The sequence below is a fragment of the Flavivirga eckloniae genome, from assembly GCF_002886045.1.
In the GTDB taxonomy this organism is placed as follows: Bacteria; Bacteroidota; Bacteroidia; order Flavobacteriales; family Flavobacteriaceae; genus Flavivirga; species Flavivirga eckloniae.
Genome location: NZ_CP025791.1, coordinates 2,962,981 through 2,986,623, shown reverse-complemented (window position 1 = coordinate 2,986,623; position 23,643 = coordinate 2,962,981). Strand labels below are relative to the sequence as shown.

The following is a 23,643-nucleotide window of genomic DNA, read 5'->3' as shown; positions in this document are numbered from 1 at the left end:
CAGATTGCCACATCACGCTAAAAAGCGTGATTCGCAATGACATCTCTATTAATAAGATTCCTGCCGCAGTTTATCTTGAGCGCCCTCCTGCCGGACGGACGGGCAGTCGAAAGGCAGGAATTCATCAATCCTGTACAATCACATCTTTAGCATCATCTTTACCAAACTCTGGTTGGATATTTACATGGTTAATATCGTATTTATTAAATACTAAATCCTCTATTTTATGCAAAATAACATCGAATTGGGATAACGTTATGTCGTTCTTAAAATCGATATGTGCTTCTAAATGAATTTCTTCTTCGTTTAATTGCCAAACATGAACATGGTGTACATTTTTAATACTTTCAAAAGCATTAATCTCTGCTACGATTTGTTTTATAGGAATATCATCTGGAGTAAATAGCATTAAAACTTTTGTTGAAGTCTTTAACAAATCGTAACCCATCCAGATTAAATAAAGTGCTATTGCAAATGTTAATACACTATCTACCCAATAAACCTGGTAATACTTCATTAAGAGGCCTCCTATAAGTACGGCAATACTTGCCATCATATCTGTTAATAAGTGCAGATAAGCACTTTTCATATTCATATTAGATTTCGAATCCTTTTTTAATAAAAGCACACTTAATCCATTAGCCACAATACCTAGAAGCGACAACCAAATAACTAAATTAGATTCTATTTCTTCCGGATTTTGAAATCTTTTAACGGCTTCAATTATTAACAAAATAGCAACTATTATTAAGGTAGATGCATTTATAAAAGCTGCTAAAATTTCCGCGCGTTTGTATCCAAATGTTCTATGAAAAGAGGCTTCTTTTTTCGCTAATTTGTTCGCCACATAACTTACTACTAAAGAAAGTACATCGCTAAAGTTATGCAAGGCATCACTTAACAATGCCAAACTACCAGAAACAATACCACCTATTACCTGAGCAGCAGTAATAAGGATATTTAATAATATGGAAATAAAAAGGTTACGTCCTTTTAAGTCGTGATGTGTATGGTGATGATTATGAGTATGTGAATGACCCATTTAACAAGATAACGGAATTTTATCTATTCTATTTTGATGTCTTCCCCCTTCAAATTCAGTATTTAAAAAAGTTTCTACCATTTGTAAGGCTTGAGGAATAGCTGTGTAGCGTGCTGGAATACATAAGATATTCGCATTATTATGTTGTCTTATAAGTTCCACAATTTCTTTGGTCCAACATAAACCGGCACGAACTTGTTGATACTTATTAGCAGTCATAGCAACACCATTAGCACTACCACAAATTAAAATACCAAAATCTACTTTTTTATTTTCAATATCTTGAGCTACCGGATGTACAAAATCTGGATAATCTACACTATCATTAGCATCTGTTCCGTAGTTATTAACAGTATATCCTTTATCCTCTAAGTATTCTTTAATTGCAAATTTATAATCTGTACCTGCGTGATCATTACCTATAGAAATTGTCATGATTTTATAATGTTGTTTTATAGGGTATAAAGGTACTAACTATATATTAAAAATTCTTAGTGTGTTTTACAAGACTTGTGATTGCTTTACTATTAGAATTAAGTACAAAGTCTTAATATTAACTAATTGATAAACAGATATATTCACATAATTTTAGAGCATATAAAAACTATAAAACCATTAAATATCAATACTTTACAATTGGTATTATATAATTTTGAATATTAAAACGTAATTAACAATGTGCGTTATTATATTCATTACTTGTTAATAAGTGTTCATTACTTTCTAAAAGAAAAATATTGTTAATCCATTTATTTTTCCAATCAAAAAGCAACATGACTTTACCAAAAATTTAATTCATTTTTTTTGGCAATTTTATCAGACTAAAATTAGCAGATGTGAACACTAAAATTAAAAATAGTTATAAGAAAAAGTAGTTAACTTCGATTGTTAACAAGTGTTCACATAAAATCAAAATTCATTAAAAATGAAGTTATTAAAATAATTTCTATTGTTAATAAACTATTAATAGAACGTAAATTAATTATTATCAAAATAAACTTTAAAAAAGTTATACCAGTTATTAACACACTATAATAACCACCATTTATTTTTTTAAATTTTAAAAGAAAATAGTATTATAATATATAATGTGGATAACTGTATTTTTTATCTGATTTGTCTTCTAAATTTTATTGATTACGAATTTGTTCTTATTATATTTTTAAGAAATTCTTTATTTTTTATCATAGCTTTAAAAGGTACACTGAATATATTATAGTATGCTATTCATTGCATTGATTTGGTAGTTTCGTAGAAGAATAAGGTTGCGTTTCTTAATGTTAAAACTTATGTTAATTTCGATAAAATGATTTTTTTATCTTTTGTTTATGTATAAACATATAGATATAGTTGTAACGGTTTCATGTTTTATATGTTTGTAATCCAAATCTTAAAATTTTAATAATTATGAAACAAAACCTTTTTTTAATTTTATTTATACCTTTCTTTTGTATTAGTCAGGAATCTATAGGAGAATTTAAAGGGGCATTAAACGATCGGTTAGGTCATCAAGTGTCTCTTTCTTCCAATGGTAGTATTGTTGCTATTAGCGCTATTAGGAATAGCTCTGGAAATGTAACTGTTTATGAAAAAACAGGAACAAATTGGATGCAACTAGATAGTAGTATTAATATTGTTGTTAATGATAATCAATCTGTTATTAGTACATCTCTCTCATCTAATGGTAATATTCTTGCTATAGGTGCACCCCACGGTGATGGCAATGGCACAGATTCTGGTGATGTACGTATTTATGAATACATATCTAATAGTTGGACAGAAATAGGAAATTTAGTTGGGGAAAAAGCTGGCGATGAATTTGGTTTTAGTGTTTCGCTTTCTTCCGATGGTTCTACGATTGCAATAGGTTCTACAAATAGTGAAGGTGGAAGCGATTTCGCTGGTCATGTATCGGTTTACCAAAATGTATCAGGAAGTTGGAATAAGTTGGGTAGTAACATAAATGGTGCAGCCGAGGGAGATGCCTCTGGTTGGAGCGTATCGCTTTCTTCCAATGGTTCTACCGTAGCTGTAGGCTCTCCTTATCATGATGGAAGTAATAGAAATTCCGGTCATGTTCGTGTTTTTGATTTTAATGGTAGTAACTGGCAACAGAAAGGAACAGATATTTTTAGTGATGGGCTTTTGGAAAGTGTGGCAGGTACAAGTGTATCGCTTTCTTCCAATGGTTCTATTGTTGCTGTTGGAGCTCCTTATTATAATAGTAATGGGGCTAATTCTGGTCGCGTACGTATTTATGAATATACATCTAGTACTTGGACACCGTTAGGATTACCTATTGATGGCGAAAGCGCTAATAGTTTTTTAGGTGCTAAAGTTTCTCTTTCTTCCGATGGTTCTACTTTAACTATAGGATCACCTGGTAATCCTGTTAATGGTTTTAATTCTGGTCAAGTTAGTATTTATAAAAATACATCTGGTACTTGGACAAAATTTGGAAACAGCTTGAATGGTAAAGCAAGCGGAGATCTTTTTGGATCTAGTTTGTCAATTTCTTCAGATGGTTCTACTCTTGTTATAGGTGCTCCAACAAATGCAGATAATGGTCCTAATTCTGGAGAAGTAAGAGTTTATGGTTTAGGTACTGTTTTATCGTCCGATACTTATCTAGTATCTAAATTTGGTATATCGCCAAATCCTGCCAATATACAAACTACCATTAAATTGCAAGATGGTATAGAATTGTATACTGTAACTATTTACAATAGTTTGGGTCAGTTTATACAAACCACAAAAGAAGAAATCATAGATACTTCTAGTTTATCTTCAGGTCTTTACTTTCTTGAATTAGTAACTAATAAAGGTAAAGCAACTAAGAAATTAATTATTGAATAAATTATAAATAATCTGAGTTTGTACTAACAAGAATCTTATTTAAGGTTAAACTCATTAAAATAGAAAAGTTTCCCCTATATTTTAATGTAAAGTATTGATATTTAATTAGATATATTTATTGTTATATCTAACTTAGATTAAATATATAAAAAAAAGAGCTTTATTAGAATAAAGCTCTTTTTTTTATATATGAGAAAAAACTTATTTTTTGTAATCCTCGTTTAAAGCGTCTAAAATAGTTTGTGTAAGATCGTTTTCATCTGTACCATATAAAACATTGGCTGCAGCATCACTTGTACCTAAAATATATGTGTAACCATTTTTCTTTCCATAATCCTTAACAAAATCTTTTACTCTTATTATCACAGAATCAATTTCTGCTTGAAAGGCTTGTTGAAACTGTTGACCTTCCATTTGTTTTTGTTGATCTAGTAGTTGTTTTTTCTGACCCAATTCCTGGTATCTTTCCTGAGCTTTTTTCTGAGACATTTTTTTAGCCTCTAATTGAAACTTCTGTACTTCTAAATCAAAAGCCTGGTCAATGCTATCGAATTTTTTTCTAAAGGCAACTTCTTTAGCTTGGAATTTAGTTTCTAAATCTTTTTTTTCTTGAAAATCATTTATAACAATTCCGTTGTCTATAAATCCTATTCTTTTTTCTTTTTGACAAGAAGTAAAAACAAATGCTACCAATAATACGTATGCTATATTTCTCATTTTAATATTTTTTAAAATCCGAACAAATGTAATAAAGTAAAGCTAAAAATGAAGTTAAATTATTTTGAATTTAGATTATAACGATTATTTATAGAATTTTAATTGTAAAATAATAATTATCTATTGAAAAAGAATCGATTTAAAGCGATTTAAGAGGCTTTTAAAAGCGTTGCTTGTATTTGGATGTTTCAGATATAGAACTGGTGAAATAGTTTGTTTAAATAAGTTTTAGCTATTTTTAAGGATGTAAATTAAGGAAGAAGACTCTTTTGTACTTATTGCTTTTAAATTTGAAATAAATCCAATCCAAAATCCTTTTATCGGATTCATTTTTCCATGCTTGTATTTTTCAGAAAGTAGACTTACATAAAATGCATCATAACGCATGGGTTTAGTTTTTATCAGCTTCATTGAAACTTTAGAAAATAATTTAGAAATTGATGTTTTATCAAAATGCCAAAGATGTCGAGGTACATCATAAGCAGCCCAAAATTCTTTATAATATTTTGCGTCGTACGATTTGTAATTAGGAACAGCTATTATTAAAGTACCATTTGGTTTTAATAATTTTTTAAAGATATTTATATGTTCATTTAAATTTGGTAAATGTTCTAGAACGTGCCATAGAGAAATAACATCGAAACTATTTGAATCAAATTTTTGAAGTTGTTCAATTTTATAAACTGAATTGTTTGTTTTTTTATTTGCTATTTTTCGAGCATCATCATTTGGTTCGATTCCAAAAATATTCCAATTATTTTGTTTTGCAATTTGTAAAAAATCACCAGTTCCGCATCCAATATCTAACAGGTTTTTTTCTTCTGATGAAAAAGAATTAATCAAATTCAATTTCTTTTTCAATGAAATTTTTCTGATCACATGATATACTTTTTCAAACAAATTTCGTTTTGAATCTGTATGAGAAATATAGTCTTCACTTTTATAATAATCCGGTAATTTTTCTAAAGAAGGTTGCGGTGAAGTTTCAAGAAAACCATATTCAGAATTTATAATGAGCTTAAATTTTTCACCAGAAACGGAATGATCTTTTACTTTAAAATTATTTAAATTTTGTTTCATTTAAAATAGATTCGAAATTTATTAGAATGAAATATTTGAAATTTTATATAAGTGTTCCACGTGGAACATATGAAAACTATCTACCCATATAAACTAATAAAACAGAAATATCATTTGGAGATACACCACTAATTCGTGATGCTTGAGATACGGTTGTGGGTTGTATTTTTTTGAGTTTTTCCCTTGCTTCAAAACTCATCGATTTGATTTGTGAGTAATCAAAATTCTCTGGAATTTTTACATACTCTAACCTACTTAATTTATCTGCATTGTTTTTTTCTTTGGCTATATATCCAGAATACTTAACTTGAATTTCGGTCTGTTCAATAACCTCATTGTCTAAATTATTATCTTGAATATATTGTTCTACAGCTTTAAATTTTCTAACATCGTCTATAGTAATTTTTGGTCTGGAAAAGATCTTAAACATCTTATCAGATTGTTTAACTGGTGATGATCCTTTAGCTTCTAAAACAGGATTTGCCTCTTCTGGTTTTACACTTGTTTTGGTAAAGAACTCTACGAACTTTTCTGCATCATTGTGTTTTTGCTCCATACGCTTTAAACGTTCTTCACTAGCCAACCCTAATTCAAAACCTTTAGGAGTTAATCTTAAATCGGCATTATCCTGGCGCAACAATGTTCTATATTCAGCCCTTGATGTAAACATTCTATATGGCTCTTCTGTGCCTTTAGTAATTAGATCATCTATTAAAACACCTATATAAGCTTCATCCCTTTTAAGAGTAAAAGGGTCTTTTTTGTTTACTTTTAAACTAGCATTTATACCTGCCATTAATCCTTGAGAAGCTGCTTCTTCATAACCTGTAGTTCCATTAATTTGACCTGCAAAATACAATCCCTCTACAAGCTTCGTTTCTAAAGTATGCTTTAATTGAGTAGGTGGAAAATAGTCATATTCGATAGCGTATCCAGGTCTAAAAAACTTCACGTTTTCAAAACCAATTACAGATCGCAATGCTTTAAATTGGACATCTTCTGGTAGCGAAGTAGAGAACCCATTTACATAAACTTCGCATGTATTCCATCCTTCAGGTTCAATAAATAATTGATGTCTATCTTTATCTGCAAATCGATTTATCTTATCTTCTATAGAAGGACAATAGCGAGGGCCTAAACTTTTAATTCTACCATTAAACATTGGAGACCTATCGAAGCCTTCACGAAGTAAATCATGAACCTCAGAACTGGTATAAGTCATGTAACAAGAACGCTGTTCTTTAAGTGGTTTTGTGATATCTAAATAAGAGAACTTTTCAGGATTATCATCACCAGGTTGTTCTACCATTTTAGAGAAATCTAAACTACGTCCATCTACTCTTGGAGGTGTTCCTGTTTTCATTCTTCCAGAATCGAAACCTAAACTTACGAGTTGTTCCGTAATTCCAGTTGCAGCTTTTTCCCCTGCTCTACCACCACCAAAATTCTTGTCTCCAATATGAATTAATCCATTTAAAAAAGTACCGTTTGTTAGCACCACAGACTTGGCTTTTATTTCAACACCAAGTGATGTTTTTACACCAGTTACTTTTCCTTTTTCTATAATTAAACCAGATACCATTTCCTGATAGAAATCAAGATTTGGAGTACGCTCTAAAAGTAACCTCCAGTCTTCTGCAAAACGCATTCTATCACTCTGCACTCTCGGACTCCACATGGCAGGTCCTTTAGATTTGTTGAGCATTTTAAATTGTATAGCAGAAGTATCAGAAACAATTCCACTATAACCACCAAGGGCATCAATCTCTCGTACAATTTGTCCTTTAGCAATTCCACCCATAGCAGGATTGCAAGACATCTGTGCAATGTTTTGTAGGTTCATGGTAACAAGCAATGTTTTGCTACCCATATTTGCGGCAGCCGCAGCAGCTTCGCTTCCTGCATGCCCTGCACCAACAACTATAACATCATACACTTCGTTAAACATAAGTTTTGTGTTTTAAAAATATAAGTGTTCCACGTGGAACATATCAAATAATTTGAGTGTGCAAATATACGCCCTTTCTTTAAAACGTATATTTTGCTATTTTGAATATGGTATTTTTAAATCCTATTACACCTATGGTTTTAATATGTAATTAAATTTATATAGGCTAATTTGTGGTCTGGTAGGTGCGATAAATTTAAGTAGAATCTTTAAAAGAATAGCTTCAGAAAGTTTGTTTTTAAATTAAACCAATTGCTCCAAATAATGGTTTTCTTTTTCTCGCATTAACTTGGCTTCCGAGTCCGATTTATCTTTGTAACCACAATAATGAAGTATACCATGAATAATAACCCGGTGTAATTCTTCTTTAAAAGGAACAGAGAAATCCTTAGCATTGTCTTCTACCCTTTCAACAGAAATAAAGATATCTCCCTGGATGAGTTTTCCAACAGAATAATCAAAACTAATAATATCTGTTAGTGTATCATGATTAAGAAATTCTACATTTAGTTTATGAAGGTATTCATCATTACAAAACACATAATTTATTTCCTCTAATTTATACCCTTCTTCAGATATTGTATCTAAAATCCAGTTGGAAATTACCTTTTCATCTTTTAAAGAAAATTCGGTTTCGTAATTGAAGTTAATCATTATTCTGCTTAAAATATTCTTGCACTTTCTTTTTATAAACTTGTTGCAAAGGTAAAGCTTGTCGGTTTAATATTTCTGTAGTTTTAAAATATTGTTTAGCTGTTGGAATTTGATTGTTTGTTTTATTATTGAAATTATTTTTATTCGTTTTAGATTCTCTTTTATCATCTTCGCCTTGCTGAAAAGTAGCATTCTCCATTTTTAATAATTGATGCTTTAACTGGAGCATTTTTTGAAGTGTTTGATTCGTGAATCCTTTGTTCAATAAATCCAATTCAATATCTTCCATTTTTCTTAGCAACGCATCTCCATTACCTCCTTTTCCTTCTTTGGCTAATTTTTTTTCCAGAGCTTTTCGAAGCTGTTGTTGTTGTTGGTATATTTCGTATAACAATCCATTTAAATCCTCGTTGGTTCCTTCACCTTCTCCTCCGTTTTGTTTTCCATCTTTTCCTTTTCCTTCCTTCCCTTCTTTATCTCCTTGTTCGCCTTTGTCTCCTTCTTTTTTATCTCCTTTCTCACCTTCCTTTTCTCCTTTACCCTCTTGTTTGGGTTGTCCTTGTTCGCCTTTTTTCATACCCTCCTTCATCATTTTATTAAGTTCTTCTTGGCTCATAATAATATCTGGTAATTGCATATCGCCATCTCCTCCTTTTCCTGGAGACATACTTAAATTCTCCTGCATATTGTCCAGAACATCACTTAAAAAGTTAGCTAAGTTATTTGCTGCCGTTACAGCAAATTGTTGACTAGAGATACCTTGATATAATCTATTCTCGGCTAATTGATCTAGAGATTTATCTATGTTATAATAAACCTCCGTAATTTCTTTATTTACTTTTTCTGATATTTTTGGCTGACGTAGCGATAAGGCAAACAAGCTATCGTCTATATGCTCAAAATGTTCTTTTAAATTATTTTGTTTACGTAAATACGAAGCAAACTTATTATGATTAGCATCTATGTTTTTAAACTTTTTCATGACGTCTTCCTGATCGAAAGAAAACAATACAAGATTATCTAAAATTTGTCTGAGCATTTCAACATCTTCTTGCATTTGTTCACCACCACCTGCTTGCATAGAACTTTGCATTTGCTGGCTCATTTTTTTCATTTTCTGAGCTGCTTTTTTCTGACTCTTTTGTGCGTTCTTTAAATTTTCGTTCTTCTTTTGTTGCTCTTCTTGATTCTCCTTCTTTTCCTCAGAAGGTTGTTCTCCTTCTTTTTTTTCTAATTCCTCTGAAGCATTTTTTTGTTCTTTTTTAATTTCATTTTCCTCTAATTTGTCTTGAGGAATATCAATTGGTTTTTTTAAAGCCTTACTATCCTTTTTTAGCTCTTCTAATTGTTTTGTAAATTCTTCAAATTCTTTATTGAGTTCTTCTTGCTTTTCTTTGGTATTTTCCTGCTCAGATTTATTAGATAGTTCTTCTTGTTCCTCGGCAAGTTTTTTTAAATCATCCTTAAGTTTTTCTAATTTCTTTTCTACATAAAAGCGCTTTGTTAATTCCAGTAGCTGTTCCAAGCTTCGTTTTTTATTTTTATTCTGCTTGGCAAGCTCTTCCATTTTTTGAGTGAGCTCCTCTTCTTTATTTATTTTTTCTAGAAGTTCTTTTAACTCATCTAGAATCTTTTCATCTTTTTTGAGTTGCTCCTCGTTTTCTTCTAAACGCTTTTTTAAGTCCTCTTTAAACTGATCTTCTTTTAAATTATCCTTTTGAAATTCTTCCAAATTATCCTTTAACTTTTTGTTGAAGTTTTTCATCATTTCGTCCTGTTGTTTCTGACGTTTAAAAAATGACTCTAACTTTTTCTTATCGTTAAAATTTAATGTGGATTTTTCTTTTTGTGTTTTGGTAAGCTCTTCTAATTTTTTGTCCTGCTCATCAAATTTTTCTAAAGATTTATTTAAATCTTTAATGGTTTCATTTTGTTCTTGTAAATTCTTTTGAGCCTCTTCTTCCTTGGTTCTTTTTCTATATGAAAAGATATTACTTTTAACAGATTTATATTTATTAACGGCATCATTATCGAATACCTGAAAATATAATTCATAAGGAATCCCCTCTTTAATATTCAAGTTATTGGGAAAAGCACTAATAAAGTCGGCTATGTTCGAATTAGAAACAGGAATCTTTTCAAACTTCTTGTCTTTTTCATTATCCGAAGGATAGTAAACGAGCTGTAATTTACTAAAGCCATAATCGTCGCTCACCTGACCATAAAAATAAAGTGTTTGTAAATCCAAGCTATCCGTTTCTACTTTTAAATTAATTTCCGGATATTCATCTTTAACCACACCAATGCTGAACGCTAAATTTTCGTAATTTTTAAGGTTTTTATTACTAGTACTTAAGCTGTAATCTAAATTTTTATAAACACGCTTAGAAGCTTCAAAAGCTCCTGGTTCGTCAGAAGAAAAACTAATCGTATCGTTGGCGTACAAATACACCTGCTCGGTCGCTTTGGTTTTTAATTGCCAAACAATATTTGTGCCTTCAGGTACCAAGGCATTCCCGGTACTTTTTAAAGTTTCATCTTTCTTTTTGGTATAATTAGGATAATCAAGAACCATTTCGAAGCTCAATAAAGATGGTACCTCAACAACTTTAATGTCATAAGGTTTAGATCTTACGTCATTAGCCGATAGCTCAAAAGTTACATCCGATTTAAGTTGCGAAAACACATATTCAAACTCACCTATTCCCTTTTGTTGTAAAAAATAGGTTTCGTCGTTATACGTTATTTGTGCACTTTCTGGGGTGAGTTCCCCTGCCGTTTTCACGATTAATTTGAAATCGTTGTTCTCTATAGCTTTTAAATTGTCGTTTACTACAAAAAATTGAAACGGTGCTGGCGGCTCGTAAGCAGTCTTGTAATGAACCACACGTTCGTAACTATCGCTAAACCAACTAAAATTACCAGTTAAAAAGGTGAGTAATAAAATTACTACAGGAATAGCAGCGTATTTTAAATAACCTAGATTCTTTTTTAAATTAATAGCCAATTTAAAAGGAACCGGACTAAGTTCTAAAGATTTCTGTTCGATGCCCGCTAAAAGTAATTCAGACTGCGATTTATTTTGGTGTAGTTGAAGAACGTTTAGTAACTTATCATTCACCTCAGGGAAATGTTGCCCGATAATTCTCGACGCATCTTCGTAATTAATTCCTTTTTGAAGTTTGAATAATTTAGCTAAAGGAATGGCTATAAACTTAATAATAAGCGCCAATTCTACTGCTATGAACAACCAAAACAAAACCGTTCTAGCCAATGTGCTTAGCCATAGAATATGTTCAATAAATAATGTGAATAAAAAATATAACAAGCCAATAGCAAAGAATAAAATAGAGCCTTTAAGCAATTCATTGGTATAATAGCGCTTAATAAAGGCTTCTAATTTGTTCTGTATGTTTTTAAAATTACTATCCATAAGTATAGTCTTAATATATGTCGAGAATTATAAATTTAATAGAAAATATCTGAAAAGTCTTAGTAATTCGATTTGTCAGGTTAAGTACTTTAGCTTTAATGAAACTAAAATCATAAAGATTGCTACATTTTTACTAAGCTACAGACTGTAGTTGTATCTTCCTGCCTATCTCAGACAGGCTTTGCAATGACGTTTTTCAGACATCTTCATATTTAATAACTTACTAAACTACAATTTTATTTAGTACAGAGTTTATAATTAAGTGTTAATTGTATCTTTGCAAACAAATTTCTGAAACAACTTCGGAACAACAATTTTAATCGACACTTAAACCATTTTTAATTACAAAACATGACCAAAAACGTTCGCGTGCGTTTTGCACCAAGCCCAACAGGACCTTTACACATAGGAGGCGTACGTACGGCTTTATTCAACTATTTATTTGCAAAAAAATACAACGGAACTTTTGTTCTTAGAATTGAAGATACCGACCAAACAAGATATGTTGAAGGTGCCGAAAAGTATATCATAGATGCGCTTAACTGGTGTGATATGGCTTATGATGAGGGCCCGGGTAAGAATGAAACATTTGGACCTTACAGACAAAGCGAACGTAAGCACTTATACAAGCAATATGCCGATGAGTTAATAGCATCTGGTAATGCATACTATGCTTTCGATACTGCTGAAACATTGGATTTTCACAGAAAAGACCATGAAACAAAAGGGAAAACGTTTATTTACAACTGGCATAATCGTTTAAAATTGAGTAATTCTTTATCGCTTAGTGAGGAAGAAGTAAAAGCAAAATTAGATGCTGGAGAAGATTACGTGATTCGATTTAAATCTCCTCAAGATGAAACACTACACTTAACAGATATTATTCGTGGTGATATAAAAATTGATACTAATATATTAGATGATAAGGTATTGTTTAAAAGCGATGGTATGCCAACGTATCATTTAGCGAATATTGTAGACGACCATTTAATGGAAATAACTCACGTTATTCGTGGTGAAGAATGGCTACCGTCTTTGGCTCTACATTATCAATTATATAAAGCCTTTGGATGGGATGCTCCGGAGTTTGCTCATTTACCTTTAATTTTAAAGCCAACAGGAAAAGGAAAGCTAAGCAAGCGCGATGGTGATAAATTAGGGTTCCCGGTATTTCCTTTAGAATGGACAGATCCTAAAACTAAAGACGTTTCCAGAGGTTATAAAGAAGATGGCTATTTTCCGGAAGCCATGGTAAACTTCCTAGCATTTTTAGGATGGAATCCAGGAACGGAACAAGAAATTTTTAGCATGGATGCCCTTATTGAAGCTTTCGATTTAAGTCGTGTTAATAAATCGGGTGCCCGTTTCGATCCTGATAAAACAAAGTGGTTTAATCATCACTACATGCAAGAACAAAATAATGATGATTTGGCTGAATTATTTAAACCGATTGTAGATGAAAAAGTAAATGAGATCGATATAAACTACATAGCTTTAGTCATTGGTTTAATAAAAGAACGTGCCACTTTTGTTTCCGATCTTTGGGGATTAAGCCATTTCTTTTTTCAAGCACCGAATAGTTACGATGAAAAAGCATCGAAAAAAGCTTTTAAAGAAGGAACAAAAGAACTTATGCAGGAATTGGTTTCTATAATTAATGGCATTGAGGATTTTTCTGTAGAAAACCTTCAAACCAAAATTAAAGGATGGATTACAGATAACGAAATAGGTTTTGGTAAGGTAATGATGCCTTTACGTTTAGCATTAGTAGGCGCTTTACAAGGCCCTGATGTGTTTGATATTATGTTTATGATTGGAGAAAAGGAAAGTATTAAGCGTATAGAAACGGCTATTGCTTCTTTATAATACGATTAGTTTAAATAAATTCTAAACTAAAAATTGTCTCATCGAGGGTAATCGAGATGTCTTAAATACCAAGACATTAAAAAGTTCTCGACCGCGTTCGAACGGACATATAGTATATTTTGTACTAACACTTTTTTTATTTATGAAACTTAAAAGAAAGCATTTTTTTATTTTTCTAATGATCTGTATACTTTCATGTACAAAAGCAGATAAAGCCATGTACCCGCTTCACGAAAAAAAAGTTCTAATTCTTGGAAATAGCATTACTCAAGATGGGAAGTACGTTGATTTTTTAGAATATTATTTACGTAAAAATCATCCAGAAAAACCTTTGGATATTATAAGTATCGGGCTATCCAGCGAAACAGTTTCAGGAAATTCAGAACCAGCTCATGAATTTCCAAGACCAAATATTCATACGCGCTTAAATGATGCATTGCAAGCTGTAAAACCAGAATTGGTAATAGCTTGTTATGGTATGAACGATGGTATTTTTTCTGCAAACAATAGGGAACGTTTTAATGCTTATAAAGAAGGCATTTATGAGCTTAAAAGAAAAATAGAAAAGCAAGGAGCTACGCTAATTCTTTTAACACCTACTATTTTCGACCCTACTCCTATAAAAGATATTGTAAATAAAAGTGAAGATGTTGTGGGTTACAAACACCCATATTACAAATACAATGATGTTTTAAAAAGCTATGCAAACTGGCTACTTGGTTTTAAAGATATACAGGTTATAAATTTACATAAATACCTAAATGCTAATTTAGCAGAAATGAAAGCGCATAAAGGTGATGCTTCTTTTCTTCCAGATGGTATCCATCCGAATCAGACCGGTCACTTTTTAATGGCAAAAAAGATATTGAACGATTTATATCCAAAAATTCAAATTGACGATCCTGTTACCGAAATAGAGAAGCTTAAAAACGATCCATTGTTTTTATTATCCAGCAAACGCAGACAAATAAGATCCGAAGGTTGGCTTAATTATATTGGTTATAAAAGAGAAGCAGTTGTAAAATCTAACGAAATATCTGCAACACAAGAACAGGTGAAAAAATTAGATGATGAGATTTTTAAAACACAGCTAAACAAGTAATCTAATAATATGTTGTCATTCCTGTGAAAACAGGAATCCTCATAGAATTGTCGAGTTCAATGGATAAGATTCCTGAGAGGGCAGGAATAACAATTTATTAAAACGAGAACATAGCACTAAGAACTATCATAGATTGGTTTCCTTTAAAGCTTGTACTTCCTCCAGTAGTATCTAAGTTTTGCTTTTCAAGCTTTTTCAACATATTGGTAAAACCGTAAATATATTGCGCTTTTAGTTTTAAGTTTTTAATACCCGCAGAGGCACCTATAGCACCGTTCACATTAAATCGCGAGATATTTGCAATATCTTCGGCAGTTATGTTTTCGTAGTTATTAATATAATAGCCTTTTTGTTCTTTATCTTTAAGCTCTAACTTACTGTTATATTGTACCATTGGGCCTAAATCTATGGTAAAATGATATGGAATAATCTTTATATGCCCTAGAAAAGCTAATTGAGCTGCAAACACTTTGTATTCAACAAAAGTTTCTTCGGTACTTGCCATTGTAGGTCTTCCGGAAATTTCAACAATACTTTCAGATAATTGCATACCATAACTTAAATCGTAAGGCTTGTGGGCCAGATCTACTGTTGCGGTTAATCCGCCTAAAAAACCATTGCCTTGCTTAGTAATAAAATTGTCGGTAATAATGTTAAATTTGGTAAGTCCTCCGGTGATTCCAATACCGTTGTTAATTCTGTAGTATCCTTTTTGTGCAAAAATGGGTGTAACAAAAATAGCAGTAACTGCTACTAATAAAATAAGTTGTTTTTTCATGATAATTTCGGGATAAATGACCAAATATAACTTAAATTAGTAACTCAGTATTTTCTAACAATTTATACAACTTATTATGAATTTTTTTCTTATAATACCTGTGGCTATTTTCAGCCTTTTACTTCTATTTTCATTCATTTTTACTGTTAAACAACAAACCGCTGCTATAGTAGAGCGTTTTGGAAAATTTGTAGCTATTCGTCATGCCGGACTAAGGTTTAAAATCCCTTTTATAGATAGGGTTGTTGGTCGGTTAAGTTTGAAAATTCAACAGCTCGACGTTATAATAGAAACCAAAACACTTGATGATGTATTTGTACGCCTTAAAGTTTCTGTTCAGTACAAAGTAATACGAGAAAAAGTGTTTGATGCTTTTTATAAACTAGACTACCCGCACGATCAAATTACATCGTACGTATTTGACGTAGTTCGTGCCGAGGTACCAAAAATGAAATTGGATGATGTTTTCGTTAAAAAAGACGATATTGCCATAGCTGTTAAAGCCGAATTAAATGATGCCATGATAGAATATGGTTACGATATTATTAAAACACTGGTAACAGATATCGATCCAGATGGGCAGGTAAAGGAAGCAATGAATAGAATTAATGCCTCAGAACGTGAAAAAATTGCGGCACAGTTCGAAGGTGATGCACAACGTATTTTAATTGTTGAAAAAGCAAAAGCCGAAGCAGAGAGCAAGCGTTTACAAGGACAAGGTATTGCAGACCAGCGTCGCGAAATTGCACGTGGTTTAGAAGAATCTGTAGAAGTATTAAATAGAGTTGGAATAAATAGCCAGGAAGCTTCTGCGCTTATTGTTGTAACACAACATTACGATACGTTACAATCTTTAGGAGAAGAGACCAATAGTAATTTGATTTTATTACCTAATGCTCCTCAAGCCGGAAGCAATATGTTAAACGACATGGTAGCTAGTTTTGCAGCAAGCAATCAAATTGGTGAAGCTATGAAGAATGCCAAAAAAGATAAGAATGAATAAAATAAAATTAACCTTTTTAATGCTGTTACTATGTTGTAGCAGCATTTCTTTTGCGCAAACAAATGAAGAATTAAAAGCATCGGCATTAAGAGATGCTAAAATAGCTTCTCAGGCAACTCTCAAAATGGACTTTGATAAGGTTTTAGACTATACGCACCCAAATGCTTTAAAAATAATGGGAGGTAAAGAAAAAGCTATGGAATTAATAGAGACAACATTTAGCACGATGAAAGAAAATGGATTTGTTTTTGAAAAGGCAGATGTTTTGGGTGTTTCGGAAATCGTTTTTGAGGATAATGAATACAGATGTTATATCGAAAATTTTAATCAAATGGTGTTCAATGGTATGCGAATAAAATCTAAAAGTTATTTATTGGGAATTTATAATAGCGAAGCAAATTTTTGGTATTTTGTTGAAGCTAAAGAATTAAAAAATAAAGCTATGATGGACAAAGTATTCCCAAATTTTAAAACAAGTTTAAAAATACCCGAGGACAGTACTACAAGCGAAAAAATTTGATATATAAAAAGTTTAAAATAAACTGTTGAATGGAATATAAAACGTCTTCATAATAGAAGAGCCAAAAACATCTCAATTCGAGATGTTTTTTTATTATAGACCCGTCAGGTTTTTAAAACCTGACGGGTCTCATCAGTTTGATATATTTTGTTTTAATCTCTAACAATCTTGAAAACTCCTTTGGCTTCATTTGCTGTAATTGCAGATAGCAAAGGTTCTCATTTGGATATGTAATTGATTATAAATTTTAATGTATAGAATTAAGGTTAAATACATTTCATACCCTTTTTCAATCTATAACTTTTTGAATTCAGTCTTTTTATTTTCTTTTATCTCAGGTTCCTTTTTATTTAAACGACTTGGAAATGTTAAACCTGTACTGGCAAACGTGGTTCCGAAATTTACATTAGCATAATACACTTGGCTTACAGCATCTTTAACCTGTTCATCGGACAGTTCTTTAAGCGGATGAATAAACACCGACCATATGACGCCATCTGAAACAGCATATTTAACATCTAACGCCGTGTGGAAGTTAGCAACCAAAGCAGCCTTAATTAAGTCGTCGGTTAAACTGCCTGAGTCGGCAATGGGAGAAATAATGCGCATTCTGTTGTGGTTCGTGTCTGTAATAGACATTATCGGAACTTCCCTAATAAAAAACTGCCAGGCACCATTATTTCCTTGAATGGAATCACTAACGGTGGTATAGATTTCATGAAGCGTGTCGTTGTTCATGTTTTGGGAGAAACCATAAATGGGAAGAACTAATAAAAGGAAAAGCCATTTTTTCATAATAGATATGTTTTACAAGTGAGTCGAAAAAATATGTAAATACTTAATCGATTTGTTTAAAAGGGTGGCGTTCTTTCCAGTCCTGTTTGGGGTTCATTAAACGAAATATTTGCTTTAAAAGCCCATTAACAAAATTATTAGTATGTTTCATGTATACAGCCATAGCTTCAGGTCTAGCACCTACAGAGCTTTTAATTTCCATAGCTGTTCTTGCATAAACAATGGCAGAGAATGCATTATCAATACCATAATTTGCCATTCTGTACAACATATTTAAATAAAGCTGATTGGCATATTGATGCTCGCTATCGTAACCTAAAAAATAAGTTTCTAAGTCTTTATTGTTTAATATTAGCGTAAAAAATCCAACTAACCTATTGTTTAAGTAATATCCAAAAACTTTAAAGTTTTCTTTTAAATGAAACTTTAAACTATAAAAATGATTTTCTGGTAACAGGAATGTGTTAAACTTAGCATTGTTAGAAACATTTAAATATAAACCATGCAATTTGGTCGCATTGTTTTTAATGGCTTCCAAGTCTAATTCATGGCATGTAATGGTTCCTAATTTCTTTTTTGCCCGTTTATAACGCCCACGGTATTTTTTAGTCTTATTGGCAATATAATTGTCAAAAACCTTCCACTCCGGTCGTATTTTCATAATCATATTGGGCTGTACCGAAACTTTGTATAGTTTGTGCGAGTTAAAGAAAGATTTCTCGGTGTGTATACCATCATTGAGAAAATAGTCTTTAAACATAATGGCACGAATCTTTTTGTTCTGCTTTTCCTTGATTTCCTTTTTAATGTTTTCTAAAGCACTAAAAACAGATTCCAAATATGCAGATTGAGAAATGTCCTCTCTATTAAAAAACACCCCATGCTGCCCCGTATGTGTTAAATTACCAACAACTAGAATGTTTCCCTTTAAAATTTTTGAAACAATATCTTTAAAAAACTCCCTTATGCAAGAAACCTGGGTTTTCCTAAACATGTCCTTTAAATACAATTGCACACGCTGAACAATGGCAACGCCAACTAAACGATCTTCATTAAAAACACCAACATAGAAAAGCCTAATGTTATTGGGAGAAGCTTCCTCTAAAGCTTTTAAATAATGTGCCTGCAAAAAGATATCATGCTTAACCAAAGCACTCCAACCTATAGGAAGGTTGTTCGCAGAATAATAGATTTTAGATGTTATATTCAATAGGAAATTAAAAAGACTGAAAACTACAATTTTCAGTCTTTAAATATGTTAAAACTTTACAAAATGATTATTTCCATCCGCATATAATAGCACCCATAACACCTAAAGTAACAATCCAATAGCCACTATTAATAAAAATGTATTTGGCTCCTTTTCGTTCGAATAAAGCATTTGTACCTATAATTGGGAGTGCAATAAAAACACCGGTTAGAACACCATGCAAAGCACCATGTTTAAAAGTTCTGAAAGCATCTCCATAATCATTCATTATGGCTTCGTAAGATGGTAATGCAGTTGACGGATCACCGCCAACTAAACTAAAAACACCCATTTGATGAATAACAATACCGGGAAGAGCGGTTGCTAATAAGAAAGCAAAGAATAGAGCTAAACCAAAAATCTTAGCCATATTTCCACCTTTTACCTGCTCGTCCGTCATACCTGCTGCTTGCATCCAAGCATTTCCAAATACTTTTGGGTTGTACCAAATAAATCCGACAACTAATGCCGAAACTGCAGCAACAATAATTGCTGGGAAGTTGAATAAATCCATAATAATTTTAGTTACAGTTAGAACATAAATATATGTAAAATAATAACATCAATATTATTATTTAAAGATTTATAAACTTTGGTAGCTGTTTTAAATTGCCTCAGCCTCAGTAACTAACAACTCATTTTTATCCTCAAGAGCCTTAGCGATAAAGCTATTTATGGCATCATTTTTAGCTTGTCCGTTTTCAATTAAAACACCTAAAGAAATCGCTACGGCAATTCTAGTCCCTACTTTTTTAGCAGCTGTATTAAACAAAGGTTCTAGTTCTTCGTAAGTAACATTTTTAGCGAGTTCCTTAATTTCTGCTTTTACTTTTTGTTGTTTTACTTCTGGTAAATTCGTGTATTTTTTTCCCAGTTGCTGAATCACATCAATGGCTTTTCGTTTAGGCTGGGGTTTGTTATTCTGCTTATTTTGATTGGGTTTGTTTTGATTCTGCTTCGCCTGACTTTGTTTCGCCCAAGAATCACGCAACCCTACAGTTTTATTAAAGACCAGTTTTTCTGGAGTAGCATCATCGTCCACATTAAAATAACCCAAACGCTGAAACTGAAATCTCTCTCCTATTTTAGCATCCTTTAAACTTGGCTCAATAAAGGCTTCGATAGTTTTTAAGGAATTTGGATTTATAAAATCCATGAAATCCTTGTCTTGATGACTATCTGGTGCTTCATCCATAAACAAGCGATCGTATTCTCTAACTTCTGCTTTTATGGCATGATTAATAGATACCCAATGCAAGGTTCCTTTTACTTTTTTAGATGTATCTTTAGAATAGGTACACTGTACTTCTGTAATGTTTCCATTAGCATCTTTTACAACACTTTCGGCTTTAATGATATAGGCATTTTTAAGACGAACCTCACCGCCTAGTTTTAATCTGAAAAACTTATTTCCGGCTTCCTCCTTAAAGTCTTCTTTTTCAATATATAATTCGCGAGAAAAAGGTACTTTTCTAAATCCGGCACTTTCGTCTTCCTGATTATTCTCTGCTTCTAGCCATTCTACGCCATCATCTGGATAATTTGTAATGACCAATTTTAAAGGGTTTAAAACTGCCATAACCCGTGGAGCGGTTTTGTTTAAGTCTTCACGAATACAAAACTCTAAAAGCGATACATCAATAACATTATCGCGTTTTGCAACACCTGCAGTTTCAACAAATTTTCTAAGAGCACTTGGCGTGTACCCGCGTCGACGTAGTCCAGATATTGTTGGCATGCGCGGGTCGTCCCATCCGTTTACTATACCATCGTTAACCAATTGGAGCAACTTACGCTTACTCATAATGGTGTAACTTAAATTTAAACGTGCAAATTCACGTTGCTTAGGCCTTATAAGGTCTGGGTCTACAACCTGATCCAGAAACCAATCGTAAAGCTCTCTATGAGGCTTAAACTCTAAAGAGCATAACGAATGTGATATTTGTTCTATATAATCGCTTTCACCATGTGTCCAGTCGTACATTGGGTAAATACACCAATCGTTTCCTGTTCTATGATGATCCTTTTTTAAAATACGGTACATGATAGGGTCGCGCATAAGCATATTTGGATGCTGCATATCTATTTTAGCACGGAGTATGTGAGACCCTTCATCGAACTCACCATTTTTCATGCGTTCGAATAATTCTAAATTTTCGGCAACGCTCCTATTTCTGTACGGACCATCTACTCCCGGTTGTGTTGGAGTACCTTTTTGTTCTGCCATGGCTTCGCTAGATTGCGAATCTACATAGGCTTTCCCTTCTTTTATAAAAAGAATGGCCCAATCGTAAAGTTGTTGAAAATAATCTGAAGAAAATAATTCCTTATCCCATTTATAACCTAACCAAGCCACATCTTGTTTAATGGCATCAACATATTCTTGTTCCTCTTTGGCGGGGTTTGTGTCGTCGAAACGTAAGTTAACAGGCGCATTGTATTTTTCACCTAAACCAAAACTAATACCTATAGCTTTTGTATGGCCAATATGCAAATAACCATTAGGTTCTGGCGGAAACCTGAAACGTAAATTATTTCTAGACATTCCATTAGATAAGTCTTCTTCTATAATTTGCTCGATGAAATTGAGCGATTTTTTTTCTTCAGACATTTTTTCTGATTTATTCAACTAAATAAGCCTCAAAATTACGGAAATTCGAGTTATTTTAGCCCAATACTAAAAACATTCCTAAGTGTTCTGTATAAACGGTTTGTTTTTTACTTTATCATTGTTGGAAAACGTTATCATAACTAAGGTTATCGATTAGATTTTTTACCTGAACAAGTCAAAAAATAATTCCATTTCTTGATCAACTATTTGGATGTATTTTTAGTATGATAGGTTTAAGAAGCGTAACAAATTTTAATTAGTAGTGACTTATTTACTAAATGTTATTAATTAAAACGATTTAAAATGAGAAATGTAAATTACAGTTGCCCAAAATGCCATAATTCTGAATATGAAGTAAGCGAAATGAGAGCAACTGGTGGAACTTTATCCAAAATTTTTGATGTCCAAAATAAAAAATTTACTTCTGTAACTTGTACACGCTGTACTTATACCGAGTTTTATAAAGCTAAAACTAGTGCAATAAGTAATATTTTTGATTTATTTACAAATTAATGGGAATTATAAAAGTTGAGAACATTCGCATATTTGCTTACCATGGATGTTTAAAAGAAGAAACCAAAATCGGCAGTGACTACCTTGTCGATTTAGAAGTTGAGGCAGATTTACAAACCTCTGCAAAAACAGATAGGTTATCTGATACGGTTGACTATGTGTTTTTAAACAGGATTATTAAGGAAGAAATGGGTATTCCTGCTTATTTATTGGAAACTGTTGCCAGAAGGATACTTGATCGAATTTTTAATGAGGACAAACTTGTACAAAAAGCCACGGTCTGTGTAAGTAAATTAAATCCGCCAATCGGCGGTGATGTTGATCGGGTAACGATAAAAATGACCGATGAACGTAAAAATTAATATAAAATAATATAAAGTAAGGAAAACTTATATTTTTTTTTACATTTGTACTCCGTAACGGCGTCGTGGCCGAGTGGCTAGGCAGAGGTCTGCAAAACCTTTTACAGCGGTTCGAATCCGCTCGACGCCTCAAAAAAAGCTTCCAGATTATTCTGGAAGCTTTTCTTTTATAGGGTTTATTTGTTCTAACTTTTCTTTATTTTTTTCGTAAGCTTCAGGAAACAAACCTTGAACAAATAATAAAATTCCAAAGCCTAAAATAACAACTGCTATTACTTTTTTGGTTTTAAAAATAAGTCGAGGAGTTAATTTAGCTTTCAATCTTTTAGCGATTACAATTTTAACGAGGTCTGTAACAAAATAAGATACAACCATAGTGACTACAAAAACAATATCACCGTTTTCAGATTTTGTTAATGAATCCCCTAATACCATAAATCCCAACCAGCCTATTAAAACCCCAATATTTATAAAATTAAGAAGGAAACCTTTTATAAAAAGTTTCCCGTAGTCTTTTTGAATTTCAACCTTATGATATTCCTTTACGATAGCCCTAAAGGATTTTGAGGTTTTTATAAAAGAGATGATACCATAGATGGTTAGTAACATGCCACCGAATATTAAAAAGTTGGGGTCGCTGCTTATTTTCCCTCTAAAATTATTGGTACTGTAAAATGCTACAACTATAAAAATAACATCAGCAAATAACACACCAAGATCGAATGTTAAAGCACTTCTAAAACCTTTTGTGGCACTTGTTTCCAAAAGCACAAAAAATACCGGGCCTATTGTAAAGGCTAGTATTACCCCAAAGGGAATGGCGGTTAAAATATCGTCAAACATAACTTAAGCGAAGGTTTACACAAAGTAAAGAAATATTTCGCAACAAATATAAGGTAGTCAACTACAAATAAAAAGCGTGTGATAAGAACATCACACGCTTTCAACAAACTAAATTAATTACGAAACTATTTCTTAACTAATTTAAGGCTACTAGTTCTATTAAGGGTTTTTTTGTGTAAAATACAATCCTGACTTCAAAATAGAGCCATCAATTGATACTACATTTAATTCAGGAGCTGATGCTAGTATTTTTTACCAATACATCAAAAAC

Annotated in this window: 20 protein-coding genes and 1 tRNA gene; 8 read left to right on the top strand and 13 right to left on the bottom strand. The window is 32.1% G+C overall.

The window, feature by feature from the left end; genetic code table 11:
* Positions 1-124 precede the first annotated feature (124 nt).
* Positions 125-1,042: a cation diffusion facilitator family transporter gene (locus C1H87_RS12295; RefSeq protein ID WP_102756100.1), complete on the bottom strand. Its 918-nt coding sequence runs from the start codon at positions 1,040-1,042 to the stop codon at positions 125-127.
* Positions 1,043-1,477, bottom strand: a complete 435-nt coding sequence (gene rpiB / locus C1H87_RS12290; RefSeq protein WP_102756099.1) for a ribose 5-phosphate isomerase B — start codon at positions 1,475-1,477, stop codon at positions 1,043-1,045.
* 972 nt (positions 1,478-2,449) lie between these two features.
* Here rpiB and C1H87_RS12285 point away from each other — a divergent pair.
* Positions 2,450-3,898: a T9SS type A sorting domain-containing protein gene (locus C1H87_RS12285; RefSeq protein WP_102756098.1), complete on the top strand. Its 1,449-nt coding sequence runs from the start codon at positions 2,450-2,452 to the stop codon at positions 3,896-3,898.
* Between the two features lie 201 nt (positions 3,899-4,099).
* Here the strand turns inward: C1H87_RS12285 and C1H87_RS12280 are convergent, their stop codons facing one another.
* From C1H87_RS12280 to C1H87_RS12260, 5 genes are all read right to left on the bottom strand, one after another.
* Positions 4,100-4,615, bottom strand: a complete 516-nt coding sequence (locus C1H87_RS12280; RefSeq protein WP_102756097.1) for an OmpH family outer membrane protein — start codon at positions 4,613-4,615, stop codon at positions 4,100-4,102.
* 228 nt (positions 4,616-4,843) lie between these two features.
* On the bottom strand, positions 4,844-5,695 hold the full coding sequence (locus C1H87_RS12275) for a class I SAM-dependent methyltransferase (RefSeq protein ID WP_102756096.1): 852 nt from the start codon (positions 5,693-5,695) through the stop codon (positions 4,844-4,846).
* Between the two features lie 76 nt (positions 5,696-5,771).
* Positions 5,772-7,643, bottom strand: coding sequence for a tRNA uridine-5-carboxymethylaminomethyl(34) synthesis enzyme MnmG (gene mnmG, locus C1H87_RS12270; protein WP_102756095.1), 1,872 nt, complete (start codon positions 7,641-7,643; stop codon positions 5,772-5,774).
* Between the two features lie 243 nt (positions 7,644-7,886).
* Positions 7,887-8,297 (bottom strand): rRNA maturation RNase YbeY, encoded by a 411-nt coding sequence (gene ybeY, locus C1H87_RS12265; RefSeq protein ID WP_102756094.1) that lies wholly within the window; start codon positions 8,295-8,297, stop codon positions 7,887-7,889.
* On the bottom strand, positions 8,290-11,730 hold the full coding sequence (locus C1H87_RS12260; RefSeq protein ID WP_102756093.1) for a DUF4175 family protein: 3,441 nt from the start codon (positions 11,728-11,730) through the stop codon (positions 8,290-8,292). Before C1H87_RS12260 ends, ybeY begins: the two co-directional genes overlap by 8 nt.
* A 351-nt stretch (positions 11,731-12,081) precedes the next feature.
* On the opposite strand from C1H87_RS12260, the gene gltX reads away from it, so the two are divergent.
* Positions 12,082-13,596 carry a glutamate--tRNA ligase gene (gene gltX / locus C1H87_RS12255; RefSeq protein WP_102756092.1) on the top strand — a complete coding sequence of 505 codons (1,515 nt, stop codon included), beginning with the start codon at positions 12,082-12,084 and terminating at the stop codon, positions 13,594-13,596.
* A gap of 142 nt (positions 13,597-13,738) precedes the next feature.
* Complete coding sequence (locus C1H87_RS12250) at positions 13,739-14,698, top strand: SGNH/GDSL hydrolase family protein (RefSeq protein WP_102756091.1); 960 nt, start codon at positions 13,739-13,741, stop codon at positions 14,696-14,698.
* Positions 14,699-14,795: 97 nt separating this feature from the next.
* Here C1H87_RS12250 and C1H87_RS12245 read toward each other — a convergent pair whose 3' ends face one another.
* Positions 14,796-15,476, bottom strand: a complete 681-nt coding sequence (locus C1H87_RS12245) for a porin family protein (RefSeq protein WP_102756090.1) — start codon at positions 15,474-15,476, stop codon at positions 14,796-14,798.
* 76 nt (positions 15,477-15,552) lie between these two features.
* Here C1H87_RS12245 and C1H87_RS12240 point away from each other — a divergent pair, with 76 nt between their 5' ends.
* Together C1H87_RS12240 and C1H87_RS12235 are read left to right on the top strand one after the other, a co-directional pair.
* Positions 15,553-16,479, top strand: a complete 927-nt coding sequence (locus C1H87_RS12240; RefSeq protein WP_102756089.1) for an SPFH domain-containing protein — start codon at positions 15,553-15,555, stop codon at positions 16,477-16,479.
* A complete protein-coding gene (locus C1H87_RS12235; protein ID WP_158655213.1) occupies positions 16,472-16,999 on the top strand; it encodes a hypothetical protein in 528 nt (175 codons plus the stop codon). Before C1H87_RS12240 ends, C1H87_RS12235 begins: the two co-directional genes overlap by 8 nt.
* A gap of 294 nt (positions 17,000-17,293) precedes the next feature.
* On the opposite strand, the gene C1H87_RS12230 is transcribed toward C1H87_RS12235, so the two are convergent.
* From C1H87_RS12230 to C1H87_RS12215, 4 genes are all read right to left on the bottom strand, one after another.
* Positions 17,294-17,794, bottom strand: coding sequence for a hypothetical protein (locus C1H87_RS12230; protein WP_102756087.1), 501 nt, complete (start codon positions 17,792-17,794; stop codon positions 17,294-17,296).
* A gap of 43 nt (positions 17,795-17,837) precedes the next feature.
* A complete protein-coding gene (locus tag C1H87_RS12225) occupies positions 17,838-19,004 on the bottom strand; it encodes a GNAT family N-acetyltransferase (RefSeq protein WP_233783112.1) in 1,167 nt (388 codons plus the stop codon).
* A gap of 67 nt (positions 19,005-19,071) precedes the next feature.
* On the bottom strand, positions 19,072-19,557 hold the full coding sequence (locus tag C1H87_RS12220; protein ID WP_102756086.1) for a DUF1761 domain-containing protein: 486 nt from the start codon (positions 19,555-19,557) through the stop codon (positions 19,072-19,074).
* 90 nt (positions 19,558-19,647) lie between these two features.
* Positions 19,648-21,654, bottom strand: a complete 2,007-nt coding sequence (locus tag C1H87_RS12215; protein ID WP_102756085.1) for a glutamine--tRNA ligase/YqeY domain fusion protein — start codon at positions 21,652-21,654, stop codon at positions 19,648-19,650.
* A gap of 303 nt (positions 21,655-21,957) precedes the next feature.
* Between C1H87_RS12215 and C1H87_RS12210 the strand changes: the two genes are divergently transcribed.
* The 3 genes from C1H87_RS12210 (at position 21,958) to C1H87_RS12200 (ending at position 22,659) form a co-directional block, all read left to right on the top strand.
* Positions 21,958-22,167, top strand: coding sequence for a zinc ribbon domain-containing protein (locus C1H87_RS12210; RefSeq protein WP_102756084.1), 210 nt, complete (start codon positions 21,958-21,960; stop codon positions 22,165-22,167).
* Positions 22,167-22,529: a dihydroneopterin aldolase gene (folB, locus tag C1H87_RS12205; RefSeq protein WP_102756083.1), complete on the top strand. Its 363-nt coding sequence runs from the start codon at positions 22,167-22,169 to the stop codon at positions 22,527-22,529. Before C1H87_RS12210 ends, folB begins: the two co-directional genes overlap by 1 nt.
* Before the next feature lie 59 nt (positions 22,530-22,588).
* A tRNA-Cys gene (locus tag C1H87_RS12200) sits at positions 22,589-22,659 on the top strand.
* Positions 22,660-22,676: 17 nt separating this feature from the next.
* Here the strand turns inward: C1H87_RS12200 and C1H87_RS12195 are convergent.
* Positions 22,677-23,372, bottom strand: coding sequence for a LysE family translocator (locus C1H87_RS12195; protein WP_102756082.1), 696 nt, complete (start codon positions 23,370-23,372; stop codon positions 22,677-22,679).
* Between the last annotated feature and the right edge of the window lie 271 nt (positions 23,373-23,643).

Bases quoted from the DNA above. Each gene is read 5' to 3' on its own strand.
- C1H87_RS12295 (WP_102756100.1), bottom strand. From the start codon at position 1,042: ATGGGTCATTCACATACTCATAATCATCACCATACACATCACGACTTA.
- rpiB (WP_102756099.1), bottom strand. From the start codon at position 1,477: ATGACAATTTCTATAGGTAATGATCACGCAGGTACAGATTATAAATTT.
- C1H87_RS12285 (WP_102756098.1), top strand. From the start codon at position 2,450: ATGAAACAAAACCTTTTTTTAATTTTATTTATACCTTTCTTTTGTATT.
- C1H87_RS12280 (WP_102756097.1), bottom strand. From the start codon at position 4,615: ATGAGAAATATAGCATACGTATTATTGGTAGCATTTGTTTTTACTTCT.
- C1H87_RS12275 (WP_102756096.1), bottom strand. From the start codon at position 5,695: ATGAAACAAAATTTAAATAATTTTAAAGTAAAAGATCATTCCGTTTCT.
- mnmG (WP_102756095.1), bottom strand. From the start codon at position 7,643: ATGTTTAACGAAGTGTATGATGTTATAGTTGTTGGTGCAGGGCATGCA.
- ybeY (WP_102756094.1), bottom strand. From the start codon at position 8,297: ATGATTAACTTCAATTACGAAACCGAATTTTCTTTAAAAGATGAAAAG.
- C1H87_RS12260 (WP_102756093.1), bottom strand. From the start codon at position 11,730: ATGGATAGTAATTTTAAAAACATACAGAACAAATTAGAAGCCTTTATT.
- gltX (WP_102756092.1), top strand. From the start codon at position 12,082: ATGACCAAAAACGTTCGCGTGCGTTTTGCACCAAGCCCAACAGGACCT.
- C1H87_RS12250 (WP_102756091.1), top strand. From the start codon at position 13,739: ATGAAACTTAAAAGAAAGCATTTTTTTATTTTTCTAATGATCTGTATA.
- C1H87_RS12245 (WP_102756090.1), bottom strand. From the start codon at position 15,476: ATGAAAAAACAACTTATTTTATTAGTAGCAGTTACTGCTATTTTTGTT.
- C1H87_RS12240 (WP_102756089.1), top strand. From the start codon at position 15,553: ATGAATTTTTTTCTTATAATACCTGTGGCTATTTTCAGCCTTTTACTT.
- C1H87_RS12235 (WP_158655213.1), top strand. From the start codon at position 16,472: ATGAATAAAATAAAATTAACCTTTTTAATGCTGTTACTATGTTGTAGC.
- C1H87_RS12230 (WP_102756087.1), bottom strand. From the start codon at position 17,794: ATGAAAAAATGGCTTTTCCTTTTATTAGTTCTTCCCATTTATGGTTTC.
- C1H87_RS12220 (WP_102756086.1), bottom strand. From the start codon at position 19,557: ATGGATTTATTCAACTTCCCAGCAATTATTGTTGCTGCAGTTTCGGCA.
- C1H87_RS12215 (WP_102756085.1), bottom strand. From the start codon at position 21,654: ATGTCTGAAGAAAAAAAATCGCTCAATTTCATCGAGCAAATTATAGAA.
- C1H87_RS12210 (WP_102756084.1), top strand. From the start codon at position 21,958: ATGAGAAATGTAAATTACAGTTGCCCAAAATGCCATAATTCTGAATAT.
- folB (WP_102756083.1), top strand. From the start codon at position 22,167: ATGGGAATTATAAAAGTTGAGAACATTCGCATATTTGCTTACCATGGA.
- C1H87_RS12195 (WP_102756082.1), bottom strand. From the start codon at position 23,372: ATGTTTGACGATATTTTAACCGCCATTCCCTTTGGGGTAATACTAGCC.